At 73.3% G+C, this 14102-nt stretch carries 10 protein-coding genes; 3 read left to right on the top strand and 7 right to left on the bottom strand.

Annotated elements, in window-relative coordinates:
* Window positions 1-1299, top strand: a complete 1299-nt coding sequence (locus EDD29_RS42120; protein WP_170201783.1) for a condensation domain-containing protein — start codon at window positions 1-3, stop codon at window positions 1297-1299.
* 55 nt (window positions 1300-1354) lie between these two features.
* Here EDD29_RS42120 and EDD29_RS42115 read toward each other — a convergent pair whose 3' ends face one another.
* The gene (locus EDD29_RS42115) at window positions 1355-2869 is read right to left on the bottom strand and encodes an MDR family MFS transporter (RefSeq protein WP_123669718.1); all 1515 of its coding nucleotides are present in this window, start codon (window positions 2867-2869) and stop codon (window positions 1355-1357) included.
* 122 nt (window positions 2870-2991) lie between these two features.
* Between EDD29_RS42115 and EDD29_RS42110 the strand changes: the two genes are divergently transcribed.
* On the top strand, window positions 2992-3744 hold the full coding sequence (locus EDD29_RS42110; RefSeq protein WP_123669717.1) for a TetR/AcrR family transcriptional regulator: 753 nt from the start codon (window positions 2992-2994) through the stop codon (window positions 3742-3744).
* On the opposite strand, the gene EDD29_RS42105 is transcribed toward EDD29_RS42110, so the two are convergent.
* Complete coding sequence (locus tag EDD29_RS42105; protein ID WP_123669716.1) at window positions 3734-4348, bottom strand: TetR/AcrR family transcriptional regulator; 615 nt, start codon at window positions 4346-4348, stop codon at window positions 3734-3736. The genes EDD29_RS42110 and EDD29_RS42105 overlap by 11 nt on opposite strands.
* A 50-nt stretch (window positions 4349-4398) precedes the next feature.
* On the opposite strand from EDD29_RS42105, the gene EDD29_RS42100 reads away from it, so the two are divergent.
* Entirely contained in the window at window positions 4399-5346 is a 948-nt protein-coding gene (locus EDD29_RS42100; RefSeq protein ID WP_123669715.1) for an NADP-dependent oxidoreductase, read from the top strand.
* Here the strand turns inward: EDD29_RS42100 and EDD29_RS42095 are convergent.
* Genes EDD29_RS42095 through EDD29_RS42075 form a run of 5 tightly spaced genes read right to left on the bottom strand, consistent with a single transcriptional unit; the run spans window position 5300 to window position 14049 of the window.
* Window positions 5300-7417 (bottom strand): transglutaminase TgpA family protein, encoded by a 2118-nt coding sequence (locus tag EDD29_RS42095; protein WP_148086280.1) that lies wholly within the window; start codon window positions 7415-7417, stop codon window positions 5300-5302. The two genes, EDD29_RS42100 and EDD29_RS42095, sit on opposite strands and share 47 nt — an antisense overlap.
* 41 nt (window positions 7418-7458) lie before the next feature.
* Window positions 7459-8550, bottom strand: a complete 1092-nt coding sequence (locus EDD29_RS42090; protein ID WP_123669713.1) for a DUF58 domain-containing protein — start codon at window positions 8548-8550, stop codon at window positions 7459-7461.
* Window positions 8547-9551, bottom strand: coding sequence for an AAA family ATPase (locus tag EDD29_RS42085; RefSeq protein WP_170201782.1), 1005 nt, complete (start codon window positions 9549-9551; stop codon window positions 8547-8549). The genes EDD29_RS42090 and EDD29_RS42085 overlap by 4 nt, the downstream gene beginning before the upstream one ends.
* Window positions 9548-11779 carry a WD40 repeat domain-containing protein gene (locus EDD29_RS42080; protein ID WP_123669711.1) on the bottom strand — a complete coding sequence of 744 codons (2232 nt, stop codon included), beginning with the start codon at window positions 11777-11779 and terminating at the stop codon, window positions 9548-9550. Before EDD29_RS42080 ends, EDD29_RS42085 begins: the two co-directional genes overlap by 4 nt.
* A complete protein-coding gene (locus EDD29_RS42075; protein WP_123669710.1) occupies window positions 11770-14049 on the bottom strand; it encodes a WD40 repeat domain-containing serine/threonine protein kinase in 2280 nt (759 codons plus the stop codon). Before EDD29_RS42075 ends, EDD29_RS42080 begins: the two co-directional genes overlap by 10 nt.
* Window positions 14050-14102 lie beyond the last annotated feature (53 nt).

Here is a 14102-nt window from a genome sequence, read left to right as displayed (position 1 = left end):
GTGCCCGACGGGCTGCCGGTCCCGCTCGTCCAGCGCCGCGTCGCCGACCCCGGGATCATCACCGAGGCGGTGCTCGTCTTCGCCGGGCCGCTCGACCCCGCCGCGCTGCGGGATGCGGCGGAGGCGGTCTGCCGCGCCCATGAGGCGACGCGCACGACCGTCGACCTGGACGCCGACCGCCAGACCGTCCACCCGTACACGCCCGGCGCGGTGTGCTTCGCGGTGTGCGAGGCGGGCCGGGGAGGGCTCCTCGCGACGCTGGACGAACGGGCCGGGCGGCCGCTCGACCCGGCCCGTCTCCCGGTCTTCCGGGTCGACGCCGTCACCGCCTCGCGGGACCGGGCGGCCGTGCACCTGGCGCTGCCGCACGCCGTCGCCGACTACACCTCCATGGAGATCGTCGTCGGCGACCTCGTCACCGCCTATGCCGGACTCACCGCGGGACGGCCGGTCCGTCTGGCCGTCCCGGGGCTGTTCACCGAGCACCTCCGGCACCGGGCGGCCCTCGCGGCCGACCCCGCCGTGTGGGCGCCCGGCGGGAAGGGGCACCGGGCCGCGGAGTTCTGGGCCGACCGCCTGGCGGGTGCGGCGCCGCCCGCGTTCGGCAGGCCCCGGCCCGGCGGAACGGGTCCGCGCACGCGGGTGCTGGCCGGGACGCTCGAACCCGAGGTGTCCCGGCGGCTCGCGGAGGTCTGCAGGGAGGCGCGCTGCTCCCCGTTCCACGCCGCGGTCGCCGCGTTCGCCGAGGCCGTCTCGGCCGTGACGGGCGAGGAGGACGTGACGACGATGTGCGTCGTGCACGGCAGGAACGACCCGGAGTACGCCCGCACGGTCGGCATGTTCATCGAGGAGGTGCCCTTCCGTCAGCGGGTGCGCGCCGGGACGCGGCGCGCGTTCCTGTCCTCGGTCGCGGTGCACGCCTTCACCGGCTACGTGCACGCGGCGACGCCGCTCGCGCTCGTCGCCGGGCACAGCCCCGAGGTCGCCGCGTTCGCCTCCCGCTGGCTGACCCGCGGACTGTTCCTCCAGTACCGCCCGCAGCGGTACGGCGCGGGCCTGGAGGACGCCGTGGACGGCGTGCGCCTGTCGTTCCCGCAGGAGGCCCACGCGATGAACGCCGCGGTGATGCCGGGCGTCGCCCTGTTCAGCGTCGATCACACGACCGACGTCCTGACCACCGACTTCCGCTTCGACACCCGCCGCTGGCTCCCCGCCGAGATGGACCGCCTCCACACGAACTTCCTCGACCGCCTCACCGACTACGCCCTGCACCCGGACGCCCCCGTCGGACCCTCCTGACCTCGACCACGCCGAAGGCCGGTGTCCAACGGGACACCGGCCTTCGCTGGTGGGGTCAGTGGGCGGGTTCGGCGTCCTTGACGGGATCGGCCGGGGTGTCCGGGGTGGTGGCGACGGCCGTGGGCTGGGGCCGGGGGATGAGGAGGATCGGGATGAGGGCCAGGGCGGCCAGGCCCAGGGCCCACCAGAACGTGTGGGTGAAGGCGGAGGTGAAGAGGTCGGCCGCCGCGGCCGGGAGGTCGGCCGGGACGGCGGAGAGGGTGCCGTCGGAGTCGGGGAAGCGGTCGGTGATGGCGAGCTGGAGGAGCACGGCCAGGGCGGCGACGCCGAGGGAGCTGCCGACGCGCATGCCGATGTTGCTGGCGGCGGTCGCCGACGGGACCTGGGCCGGGGACAGCGTCCGGTACATGCCGCCCATGAGCGCGGGCATCATCGAGCCGTGGCCGACGCCGATGAGGAACAGGATGCCGAGCAGCACCGGGATGGGCGTGTCGTAGCTGATCTGGGTGTAGCAGAAGATGCCGAGCAGCACGATGGGCAGGCCGGTGAGCGCGAGGCGGCGTGAGCCGAGGCGGTCGGCGAGGCGGCCGGACAGGGCCATGGTGATCATCGCGCCGAGGCCCATCGGGGCCGTCATCAGGCCGGACTTCAGCGGCGTGAAGCCGTGCACGACCTGGTAGTACAGCGGGAAGAGCACCATCATGCCGAACAGCGCGGCGACGTAGAGGAGGAACGCCAGGTTGACGACGCTGAAGGTGCGGTCGCGGTAGAGCCGGACGTCCACCAGCGCCCTGTCCCCGCGGCGCACGGCGTGCAGCACGAACGCGGTGATGAGCAGGAGCCCGAGCAGCGCGCTGCCGAGGACGCGCAGGCTCACCAGGTCCTCGCCTTCACCCGCCTCGGCCATGCCGAAGACGACGAGGGCGAGACCGGGGGACAGCAGCAGGAGGCCGAGCCAGTCGAGCTTGGACTCGACGGCCGAGCGGACGTCCCGTTCCATGAACCGGAAGGCGGCGGCGAGCGCGACGGCGCAGAACGGCACGTTGATGAAGAACAGCCAGCGCCAGCTCAGGTGGTCCAGGAGGAGGCCGCCGAGCAGCGGGCCCAGCACCGGCGCGAGCATCGCCGGCACCGCGATGACGGCCATGACGCGGCCCATCCGGTGCGGGCCCGCCTTCTGCGCCAGCATCGTCTGGCCGATCGGCATGATCATGCCCGCCGCCGCGCCCTGGAGCACCCGGAAGACGATCAGGCTCGTCACGTTCCAGGCCAGCCCGCACAGCGCGGATCCGGCCACGAACCCGATGAGTGACAGGATCCACATGCGTTTCGCGCCGAACCGGGCGACGGCCCAGCCCGTGATGGGGATGCTCATCGAGAGGGCGAGCGTGTAGCCGGTGAGCACCCATTGGATCGTCGGGAGGGGCTCCTCGAAGGCTTCCGCGAACGACTTCACCGCGACGTTGACGATCGTGGTGTCGAGGATCGTCATGACCGCGCCGAGGAGCACGACGATGGCGAGCTTGCGGAGTTCGGGGTCGAGCCCCTCGTCTTGGGTCTTTGTGACCACGGCATGTCCTAGTGCTGGGGGGTTTCGCGAAGCGGGCTCGTTCAGGGCGCTGAGCACTGTTCCGGCCCTACCGATACACTGTAGCGCTTAGCGATACGGCGTACGAGACTTATCATGGGGGCATGCGCTCCAACGTCGACCCACCCGGCCCCGGCGCGGAGGCGGGCCCCGTGTGGACGCGCGGCCGGACACGCCACCGCCGTCAGCTCTGCCGCGCCGACATCGTCCGGGCGGCCATGGAGATCGGCGACGCGGAGGGGCTGGCCGCGGTGTCGATCCGGCGGATCGCGACCCATCTCGGAGCGCGCACGATGAGCCTCTACAGCCACATCGACAAGAAGGAGGACCTCCTCGAGCTCATGGTCGACGAGCTCATCGGCGAGGTCCTCGTCCCGCCGGGCGAGCTGCCGCCGCACTGGCGCGAGGCGATCAGCCTGATCGCCCGCCGCTCCCGCGCGATGATGCGGCGCCACCCGTGGGCGGTGAAGCTGGTCAACCAGTACACGACGATCGGGCCGAACCGGTTGCGCCACCTGGAGCAGTCACTGGAGGCGCTCGACGAGCTCGGGCTGCCCCCGGAGAAGGCGGTCCAGATCGTCCACCACATCGATTCCTACATGATCGGCTGCACCCTGCGCGAGATCGTGGACGACGAGATGTTCCGCCGCTATGGCGTCACCCACGCCGATGCCAAGTCCGCGGCCATGCCCTACCTGCGCCAGCTCGTCGCCGAAGGCGACTTTCCCCGGCTCGCTCCCCTTGTCGAGGCCACCACCCAGCCCGCCGACCCGGAGCAGCGCTTCGAACGCGGCCTCTCCTGGCTCCTCGACGGCATCGCCCGCACCTTCGCCCCGGGCGAGACCCCTAGCGCCTGAGCGGCAGCCGGACGGCCGGGGGCAGCGGCGCGAGGACGGGGTCGGCCTGGAACGACCGGATCATCAGCGCGGCGAAGCGGCGCGACGCCGCGGCCCGCATCCCGGGTGTCTCCGCCCGGATGCCCTCGTTGGCCATCAGCGCCAGGCTGACGTCCTCCAGCACGAAGTCCCGCCGCAGCGAGCCCGTCTCCTTCGCCCGCCGGACCAGGTCGGCCAGCAGGTGGAGCGTGCGGTCGTGCGCCGCCGCGAATTCGGCGGGCAGCCCCGCGGTGAACGCGCGGGCGAAGCCCCGGTCGAGCGCGTGCACCGCCATGAGCCGCTCGATCACCAGGCAGAACCCGTGCCACGGGTCGTCGGCCGCCGCGCCCTCCGCGACGATCGCCGCGCAGGAGGCCATCTGCTCGGCGAACGCCTCGGCGAGCAGGGCCTCCTTGGTCGGGAAGTGCCGGTAGACGGTCGCGACGCCCACCTCGGCGCGCCGCGCGATCTCCCGGATCGGCACCTCGATGCCGTCGACGGCGAAGGCGGCGCGGGCGACGGCGAGGATGCGCGCGCGGTTGTCGCGGGCGTCTGAGCGGAGCTGCGTTCCCACTTGGGCCGGCATGTCTCTCACTTTAGGTAAACGGACGGGGTGCTCCGTTACGTTCTGCCGGTATGAGAGCAGTTCAGTTCGCCGCATACGGCCCCGCCGAGGTCGTCCACGTCGCCGAGGTCGCGGCGCCGCACGCCGGTCCGGGCGAGATCCGCGTCGCCGTCCGGGCTTCCGGGCTTTCCGCCGGGGACGTGCGCATCCGCTCCGGGGAGCTGCGCGCGGTGGTGCCCACGGTGTTCCCGTACCTGACCGGCTTCGACGCCGCGGGCGTGGTGGACGAGGTCGGCGACGGCGTCACCGGCGTCTCGGTCGGCGATGAGGTCTTCGGCATGACGAGCTCGGCCGCGCGCGGGGCCAACGCGGACTTCGCGGTCCTCGCCGCCTGGGCGCCCAGGCCCGCCGCGTGGAGCTGGGCGGAGGCGGGAGGCGCCGCGGGCAGCGTGGAGACGGCCACCCGGGTGCTCGACCGGCTCGCGGCCGGGCCCGGCCGGACCGTCCTCGTCCAGGGCGCGGCCGGCGGGGTCGGCACCGTGGCCGTCCAGATGGCGGCGGCGCGCGGCGCCACCGTGATCGGCACGGCGAGCGAGCGCAACCACGACTTCCTCCGCGCGCTGGGCGCGCTCCCCACGACCTACGGACCCGGTCTCGCCGACCGGGTCCGCGAGCTGGCCCCCGACGGAGTGGACGCGGTCTTCGACTGCGCCGGAGGCGCCCTTACCGACCTCGTCGCCATCGCCGCCGACCCCTCCCGGGTCGTAACGATCGCCGACCCGGCGGGACCCGCGCTCGGCGTCCACATGTCCCACGGGGCCCCGGCCGACGAGACGGGCAAGACCATCGGCTCCGCCGACCCCCTCGCCCTCCACGCCCTCCCCATCGCCGTCACCCTGGCCGCCGAGGGCCGCCTGCGCATCCCCGTCGCGGCGACCTTCCCCCTCACCGAGGCCCCGACGGCCCACGAACTCAGCGAGACCCGGCACGCCCGAGGAAAGATCGTCTTCCTGCACTGACCCGGCCCGACGCCCGATGACGCAGCGCGCCGGCTCTGCGGAGGGGATGGACGGCGAGCCGGACGTGGAAGGCGAGCTCCCTGGGCCGGAACCGACGGAACCAGGAGGTGGATCTGCGGAAGGCGAGGGCGGACGACCACGCGGCTCCGGCGTCGGACGAAGTCGGCGTATAGCGGAGGTAGAGGGAGGCGTCCATGAGCGCGGCGAGGGGCGCGAGCGGGGCGGAGTTCAAGTGCGCCGACTCGGCTACGGCCAACGTCCGGGTGGGCGTGAGTGCCGGATCCCTGGGAAGAGGACGGATCGCGTAGAGCCAGGCACCGGTGATGCGCGCTTGCGGGGGTCCCGCTCTTCTGGCACGGAAGACCGCGGCCCAAGGCATGACCGCTGCCGTGACGGGATAGGCGAGCAGCAGAAACGCGCCGAGGACCAGCAGCCACAGCCGCGAGGACGTCCACGCGACGACCGGCGGGTCGATGTCCGGCGGTTCGGGCGGCAGGGGCAGAACCGTGGGAGAAGGGCTCCCCTTCGGTGAGTCCACCTGATGGTCGGAGGGGGAAGTGTCGGGCGTCGGGGCGGCATCGGTCGTGCCCGCGCCGGAGCCTTCCCGGGCCGGGGTCGGGGAGAAGGCGACCCATCCGACCGACGGGAACCCGACCTCCGGCCAGACCAGCACGTCGCCGGACCTCACCGTGTGATCGCCGTCCAGGGCGTCGGCCTTCTCCGGGACCGTGAAACCGAGAACGAGACGGGTCCGGAGCCCCTGGGCGCGCGCGATCAGCGCGTAAGCGGTCGCGAACTGCTCGGACGTCCCGGCGCCGCCCTCACCACCGGCGCAGAAGGCCGCGAGCCTGCCGAGGGAGTGCCCGGGGCGGGCGTGGTCGTCGAAGACGCACCGCTCGCTGAGGAGTTCGGCGAGGCGCTCGGCGAAGTCGTAGGGGTTGGGCGCGTTCGCAGCGGCCTCCTCTCCCAGGTCGGCGAGCCGCGCGGGCAGCTCCACCCCGTGGTCGGGTCGCAGCGAGAGCTCGCGCAGCGCCGCCTTGTCGGCTTCGCCGGGTGTGCCGAGCCGGCGAGTCCACACCCGGTAGGTGAAGCCCTCCTTGACGGGGTCGGGCATGGCCAGCACGCCGGTCTCCGGATCGACGAGGGCCGGCGTGGAGAGCCGGTCGGGCCATCCGTCGGACGGCAGCCAACGGCCGCGCAGCCCGGTGAGCCGGATCGTGCGTTCGACGGGCTCGCCCGACACGTCGGCCCGCGCGGGGATCCGCGACCCGGTCCGCAGGAATGACGCCGACGTCGACCAGCGCAGTCCGTCGTGGGCGTCGAACACCGCGAGGCGGAACGGCTCGCCCGAGGCCGTGCCCTCGACGTCGAACAGTTCGGTGCCGTGCAGGAGCCATTCCGACACCCGGGAGAGGGGGTTCGCCTCGTCGCGGACGACGAGTGAGACCGACCTGCCGGCGCGCAGGTCGTGCGGCCGGGAGCCGCCGAGGAATCCCGCGGCGGCGACGGCCACGAACAGCACGGCGCACACCGCGAGCCCCGTCGCGATCCGCGCCCGCCGCGCACGCGGACGGCGGCGGGGCCTCCGCAGGAAGAGGAACGCGATCACCGCGGCGGTGAAGCAGACCGCGGGGACACGGTTGACCCCGGGTTCCGCCGATGAGTAGGCCATCGCGAGCGCGAAGACGGCGAACGCGGGGATGAGCGGCGTGGGACGGCCTCGTGTCCGCAGCGTCATCCGGACGGTCACCGCGGTTCCCGCCCAGAGCACCGCGAGCGGCACCGCGAGGTTCGCCGCCGTGGCGGGCACCGGGAGCGTGGTGTCGAGCAGCGCTCCCCAGCCCCGGTACAGGGCGATCGCCGAGCGTCCCGGATGGTCTCCGGCCCACCAAAGGACGGCGACGACGAGGAGCCCGGACGCAGGCCAGGCCGCCCACCAGGGAAGCCGCCGTGCGGCCGCACAGACGAAGGCGGTGCCGACACATACGACGGTGGCGGGTGTCCACAGAGCGCCCGCACCGAACAGTGAGTGGAAGCAGAGGCCCGCGGCGAGGACGGCGCCTGTTGCCACGGTGGCCTCCACGAGCCACCTCGGGGGGTGGAGGAGGCGTCTCACCGAGACCTCTGGAGCAGCCTCGCGGCCTCGGCGGCGTCGGGCGCCGTCACCGTCGAGACACGCGGGCGCCGCTGGATCGATGGCGGTTGCGCACGGGTGATCCGGAAGATCCGTGCGGTGCCCCGCGTGCGGCGCAGGAGGTCGTGCTGGCCGCGGTCCACCCCTCCGGTGACGACGACGAGCCGTCCGCCGCGCGGCGGACGGCCCCGGCGCAGCGGGATCGCCCCCGGGGTGACCGCGGCCAGCGCGTCGAGGAACGGGCGGACCTCCTCGACTCTGCGCTCGCCGACCAGGACCGTGCCTCCCGCCCTGAGGCTCGCGGTGTTGCGGCCGGGCAGGTCGGCCATCGCGTGCAGGAGCGAGGCGGCGGTCTCGACCGACGCCTCGAATTCGGCCGCGTCGGCGTAGGCGCGCGCGTCGGTGTCCAGGACGACGGTGAGGGAGCGTTCGACGGCGTCGGTGAGCTGTCTGACGACGAGGCGTCCGACCCGTGCGCTCGTCGGCCAGTGCACGTGCCGGAGACTGTCGCCGATGACGTAGTCGCGCAGCGAGTGGAACGAGGTGGGGTCGCGCTCCGCGGGACCGTCCGGGCCGTCGGCGGCCCAGGAGGCGGCCTGCGGCGGCATCGGCACCGACGCGGGATGGACGATCAAGGTCACCCGGTCGAGTGAGCCGAGCAGTCGTTCGGCGAGCCCGAGCGGCTCCCGGACCACCATGGAGGGGACGAGTTCGAAGACTCCGCGCCGGGCGGTCCCCGGTCCCAGCTCGAGCACGGTCCCGTCGGCGTGCTCCGCGACGTCGGCCTCGACGTCCCCGACCCGGACGGCGAGGGAGCGCAGCAGCCCCAGCCTGTCGCGCGTGCCGTGCACCTCCATCGGCAGCCCCATCGGCTCGCCCCGGGTGACCCGCACGACGCGTGCCCCGGTGCGCACCCGTGCGCCGCTCGGCCACCGGACGACGGCCGCCGCGCCGCCGGCGAGCAGCAGCAGGCACCCGCCCACCAGCAGGAACTCCCGATAGGACAGCGCGATGCCTGCGACGGTGAAGGCGGCCCCCACCCCTACGACGAACCGGCCGCTCTGCGTCACGCGCTCCACCAGCCGGACGAACTCGCGGTGGGCGCCGCGCGGACCGCCTTGGCGACGGCGTCGGCCGCGGTGAACGAGCCGTGGGCGAAGTCCGGTTTGATGACGAGCCGGTGCCCGAGCACCGCGGGGGCGAGATCCTGAACGTCGTCGGGGGTCACGCCCGCCCGCCCCTCGGACGCGGCGCGCACCTGGGCGGCCCGCATCAGCGCGATGCCCGCCCGCGGGCTCGCGCCCCGCTCCAGCTCCTCCATCGTGCGGGTGCGGCCGGTCAGCTCGACGATGTAGGTGTAGGCGAAGTCGCTGAGGTGCACCCTGCGGCAGGTCTCCTGGTAGTCCCTGATCTCCGCCTCGGGGATCGCGCGGGCCACTTTGCCGGGGCCGCGCAGGTCCCGGTGCCCCCGCAGCATCGCGATCTCGGCCTCCGGATCGGGGTAGCGCAGCGACAGCCGGATCATGAACCGGTCGAGCTGGGCGTCGGGGAGCGTGTAGGTGCTCTCGAAGTCCGCGGGGTTCTGCGTGGCGATGACGAGGAACGGGCTCGGCACCTCGTGCGTGGCGGTGCCCACCGTGACCTGCCTTTCCTCCATCACCTCCAGCAGGGCCGACTGCGTCTTCGGGGACGCCCGGTTCAGTTCGTCGGCGAGCAGGACGTTGGCGAAGACGGGACCGGGACGGAACCTGAGCCGTCCGGTCTCCGGGTCGATGATCTCGGTGCCGACCACGTCGGACGGCAGGAGGTCGGGGGTGCCCTGGACACGTTGGAACACCCCGCCGAGGGTCTGCGCCAGAGAGCGCGCGAGGAGCGTCTTGCCTACGCCGGGCGCGTCTTCGATGAGCAGGTGGCCGCCCGCGAAGACCGCGGTCAGCGCCAGCCTGATCTGCTCCTCCTTGCCCTGGACGACCTCCGCGATGCCCCGCACCGCGTGCTCGAACCCCGTCTTGAACCGCTCGACGCGCTCGGTCAGCTCGTCATCCGTCCGGTACATCGCGTTCCCCGTCATCGGCCGGGCACCTCCACGATCCATACGTTCCCGTCCCCGCCGGAGACCGCGACGGTCTCGTCATCCGGGCTGAATCTGAGCGACGATCCGGCGTCGAGGTCGTCGAGTGGGTCGCCGCGCCGCTGACCGGTCACCGTGTCCCAGAACGTGAGCGTGCCGTCCTTCCCGCTGAGCGCCACGACCGAACCGTCCCTGTTCGCCGCGATCGCGGTGTAGATCCCCCCGTCTCCGTGGTTGATCTCCTGGGGCGTGTAGTCGATCGAGCGGATCATCGCCCCGGTGGCGAGGGAGCGGACCGTGATCTTCTCCCCCAGCGTCACGACCGCCTCGCCGTCGCCCGTCCAGGTGGCGCGGTGCGCGTCCTCGAACTTTTCCTCGGGGAGACCACCGATGTCACCGGAGATCCAGAGCACCCGGGCCTCTCCGTATCCCGTCCAGAGAAGCCGGGTACCGTCCGGGCTCGGCTCCTTGACCGCGAGGAGGCCGAGCATCCCGAGCCGCGTGTACTCGCCGGGCTCGGCGAGATCCCAGGAGATGACGCGCTGGGCGTCACGGCTGTTGGCGTAGGGACCGCCTCCCCCGATGAGGGTCCGCCCTTCGTCGGCGAAGCTCAGCAGGTCGAAGGTGATCGGGTAAGGGACCTCCGCGAACATCCAAGCGCCCTCCAGGGGCGGATGGCCGGTGCGTTCCAGGGTCTGGACGTCGTACAGGAGGACCGATTTCCCGTCGTCGGCCGAGACCGCCGCGAAGGTACGGCTGTCCTGGCTGAACGCCATCGCCCCGCCAACGCCCCGGAGCCTTCCGCGCAGCCTTTTCGCGGGCATCTCGTACACCATCACCTCGTGCCCGCCGGAGACGGCGAGGGCCCGCCCGTCCGGGCTGTAGAGCAGGCCGGCCGATCCCTCCGGGCCGTCCAGCGAGGTCGGCGGTCCGTCCGCGACTCCGGTCGGGACGGGCTCCGGCTCCTCGGTCGGGGCCTCCTCGACGGGGCCCGACGGCCCGGGCTCGGAGGTCTGCGGAGGGGTCGGCGAGCTGTTGGGAGAAGGCGGGCCGGTCGAGGGCGCGGCGCTCGGGTCGAGCTGGGCCGGCGGCGCGGACGGGCGTGAGGTGGGCGCGTTCGCCTCCAGGGAGGCGGTCCCCGGGAAAGGCGGCTTCTCCGCCTTCTCGTCGTATTTGCGGATGAGCCGGTGTCCGTTCTCGCGGATCACCAGGGCGTTGGGGCCGTCGATCTCGTTGACCCAGAGCATGCCGTCCTTGCCGAACATCTCGAAGCCCGCCGACGCGATGGTCCGGTCGTCGATCTGGATGGGGTCCTCCTCCGCGCCGGTCACGAGGTCGTAGACGAGGAGCCGTCCGGCGGGGAGGTCGGGCACGTACACGGCGGAGCCGAGCTGGAACGCCCGGGCGGCCACGGTGCCGGCGCCGCCCAGCTCCACCCGCCTGACGCCCGGCCCTGCCTTCCCCGGCACGAGCAGGGTGCGCGGCGGCTGGAGCACCGGAACCCGGGTGCCCGAGGTGTTCTCGACGGGGAGCAGACCGGCGCCCGTCGCGGGCAGCCGGGTGACGGTCCCGTCGCGCAGGCCGCGGATCTCCCCCGAGGCCGGGACGAACAGGGCGGCCTCCCCGTCGTGCACGATCAGGTCGACGGTTCCCCGCACGGCGCCGACGCGCACCGGTTCCTCGGCCGTCCCGGCGTGGAAGGGCACCGCGCGTCCCTCGTCCAGGGAGAGCGCCCACAGGACGCCCCAGTCATCGACGACCGCGTCGTCGGCGGGGCCGGTGAAGCCGTCGACCTCCCGGGCCTCGGTCGGCTCCTCCCGCGGCACGAAAGAGGGGGATCCGCCTTCACGGAAGGCGTAGGCGCCGTCCGTCGTGCCGACCAGGCGGGCGGGCGGCGCGGGGAGCGTCGCCGCGGTCTCTCCGGTCATCCGCCGGGCGTCGACGCGGCGCAGTTCGGGTGTCGTGTCCTGCCAGACCAGCAGTGGGTCGGCGGCCTGGAACATCTCCGGGCTGAGCAGACCGTCCAGGGGGACGGAGCCGGAGACCTCGCCCGACATTCCGTCCGCGAGCATGATCTTGCCGATGGCACGGCTGCGGAGCCATGCGGTCCCGGTGGCGAACTCGAGGCCGACCCGTTCGGTCCGCAGACTGAACGCGGTCAGGGTGAGGCAGGCGCCGAGCGCCGCCGCGCTCGCGACGATCCTGCGCTGGAGAAGGGTCAGGCGCACGCGTCGGCTCCCAGGGTGCGGTCGGCGTCCGGCGCGAAACCGGCCCAGTCGTCGGGCGTCATGGCGCCGCCGACCGTGCAGGCGAAGGCCACGAGGGCGCTGTCGGACGGGGGCGAGGGGTCGGGCTTGAGACGCCAGACGGTGGGCGGGCCGACGCCCGAAGTGATCATGAAGGTGCCGTCCTGGGTGAAGGCGGCGTCCTGGGAGAGTGACCCGTCCGGATCCGGGAATTCCGCGGTGACCTCGCCGGAGTCCGGATCCATCAGATGGATCGCGGCATCGGGCATCGTCACGATCGGCGTGCCGTCGGGACCGACCGCCATGCGGTCGGCGGCACGGATCTCGGTCCTCGTGAGGCCGCGGTCGCGGATCCGCCAGAGGACGATCCGGGACCTCTCGTCACGGCCGATCAGCGCGCCGCCGTCCGCGGTGAAGGTCGGGGAGAGCAGGACGCCGTCGGGCGCGTCGACCCGGCCGAGCGGCTTGCGTGTGCGCAGATCCCAGAGGGCCACCTCGGTACCGAACACCCGGTCGCCGGCGAACAGGAGGCCGGGGGCCATGAGCACGGCGAGGACCGAGCCGTCCCGGCTCATCCGCGCGAAGCCGGATTCGGGGATCGTGAGCGTCCCCTCCGCACGGCGGCTCGCGACGTCCCAGAAGGCGACGCGCCCGCCGCCGAGCGCCGCGAGCGTGTCGTCGTCGGGGAAGGCGACCTGATCGGCGGCGAAGCGGAGCCGGCCGCCCGACTGCTCGCGAATCGTGGCGTTCCACAGCCTGACCGTGCCGTCGCCTCCCGCCGTGGCCGCGAGCCGGCCGTCGGGGCTCAGCGCCACTCCGGTGACGTCGGCGGTGTGCCCGGTGAGCGAGGGGAGGAGTTCGCTCCGGGTGTCCATGTTCCAGAGCCGGACGGTCGGCCCCGTCGCGGTGGCGAGGAGGGAACCGTCCCGGCTGATGACGGGTTCACGGATCTCGAGCGGTTCGCCCGCCTCACCCACCTCGCCGGAGAGATCCCCCTGGTCGGGGGCGTTGTAGGAGGCGAGTAGCGCGGCACGTGCCTCGGTGCCGGGCGAGACCTGCCAGGCCGTGGCGGCAAGGCGGGCCGCGGTGGCGGGGTCGGAGGCCAGTGTCTCGCCTGCGGCCTTCGCGAGGGCATGGGACAGCGTGAGACGGGCGTCGTCCGGGGCCGCGTCGGCGGCCGTCAGCAGGACGGTGACCGCTACGGCCGTCACCGCCGTCGCGCCCGCCGCGGCGAGGACGAGCCCGCGCCCCCGGAAGCGCACCCGGGGAAGCCGCGCCGCGGGCTTCGGCACGCGGGGAAGGGGCTGCGCCGCGGGCTTCGGCGAGCGGGACGCGAACCTGCGCCGAGGGCCGCGGTCCGGCACACGGTCCCAGGCCCGCAGCCGCTCGGCGGCCCTCTCGGCATCCGGCACACGGGCGGCGCGTTCGTCGCGGTCCTTGGTGAGCAGGTCGAGGATGAGGCGGTCGAGCGCCGGGGGAAGGTCGGGGCGCCGGACGCCGGGCGGCACGGGTTCGCGGTTCAGGTGCTGGTCGGCGTACCCCTCGCTGACGTCCGCCCGGAACGGCGGCTCCCCGACGGCGAGCTGGTAGAGGATGCCGCCGAGCGCGTACAGGTCGGCGCGGGCGTCGATCGCCTCGCCGCGCCACTGCTCGGGTGCCATGAACGGCCGGCTTCCTATCACCCTCTTGCCGATCGTGGGGTGCAGGGCGACCTGCTGGACCAGATGGGCGATGCCGAAATCGCAGATCTTCGGCCGGTCGCCGTCGAGCAGCATGATGTTGGCGGGCTTCAGGTCCCGGTGCACCACGCCCCCGTGGTGGGCGGCGGCGAGCGCGTCCGCGACGCGCGCGCCCACCTCTGCCAGCCGCGGAACCTGAAACCCGCCGTGCAGGAACACCTCCTCCGCGAGGTTCCTGCCGTCGAGGAACTCCATGACGAGATACCACTGCCAGCGTGCCTGGATCTCCCCCGGCCGCTCGACGACGCACTCCCCGAAGTCCAGCACCCGGGTGATGCCCGGATGCCGCAGCCCCGCGCCGATCTTGGCCTCCTGGTGGAACTTCCCGAGCCAGATCGGGTCGCTCGCGGCGACGTGCGGGAAGAGGAACTTGACGGCGGCCCGGCACGCGTTGAGGCCGTCGTACGCCTCCCAGACCTCGCCGAATCCGCCGGCGCCGAGCTGCCCGACGAGTCGGTAGCGACCGGCTATCTCCATGCCGGACGCGAACCACGCGCTGCGCTCCGCCCTCATCACACCCCCTGACCCGGATCCGGCACATGATGCCGGATCCGGAAATTGATCAC

Origin of the sequence: Actinocorallia herbida (assembly GCF_003751225.1) — a bacterium.
Classification (GTDB): Bacteria; Actinomycetota; Actinomycetes; order Streptosporangiales; family Streptosporangiaceae; genus Actinocorallia; species Actinocorallia herbida.
The sequence above is the reverse complement of the archived record's forward strand: the minus strand, read 5'-3'. Positions and strand labels throughout refer to the sequence as shown.

Coding starts and splice junctions, on each gene's coding strand:
- EDD29_RS42075 (WP_123669710.1), bottom strand. CDS start 14,049: ATGAGGGCGGAGCGCAGCGCGTGGTTCGCGTCCGGCATGGAGATAGCC.
- EDD29_RS42105 (WP_123669716.1), bottom strand. CDS start 4,348: ATGCCGGCCCAAGTGGGAACGCAGCTCCGCTCAGACGCCCGCGACAAC.
- EDD29_RS42100 (WP_123669715.1), top strand. CDS start 4,399: ATGAGAGCAGTTCAGTTCGCCGCATACGGCCCCGCCGAGGTCGTCCAC.
- EDD29_RS42110 (WP_123669717.1), top strand. CDS start 2,992: ATGCGCTCCAACGTCGACCCACCCGGCCCCGGCGCGGAGGCGGGCCCC.
- EDD29_RS42085 (WP_170201782.1), bottom strand. CDS start 9,551: ATGACGGGGAACGCGATGTACCGGACGGATGACGAGCTGACCGAGCGC.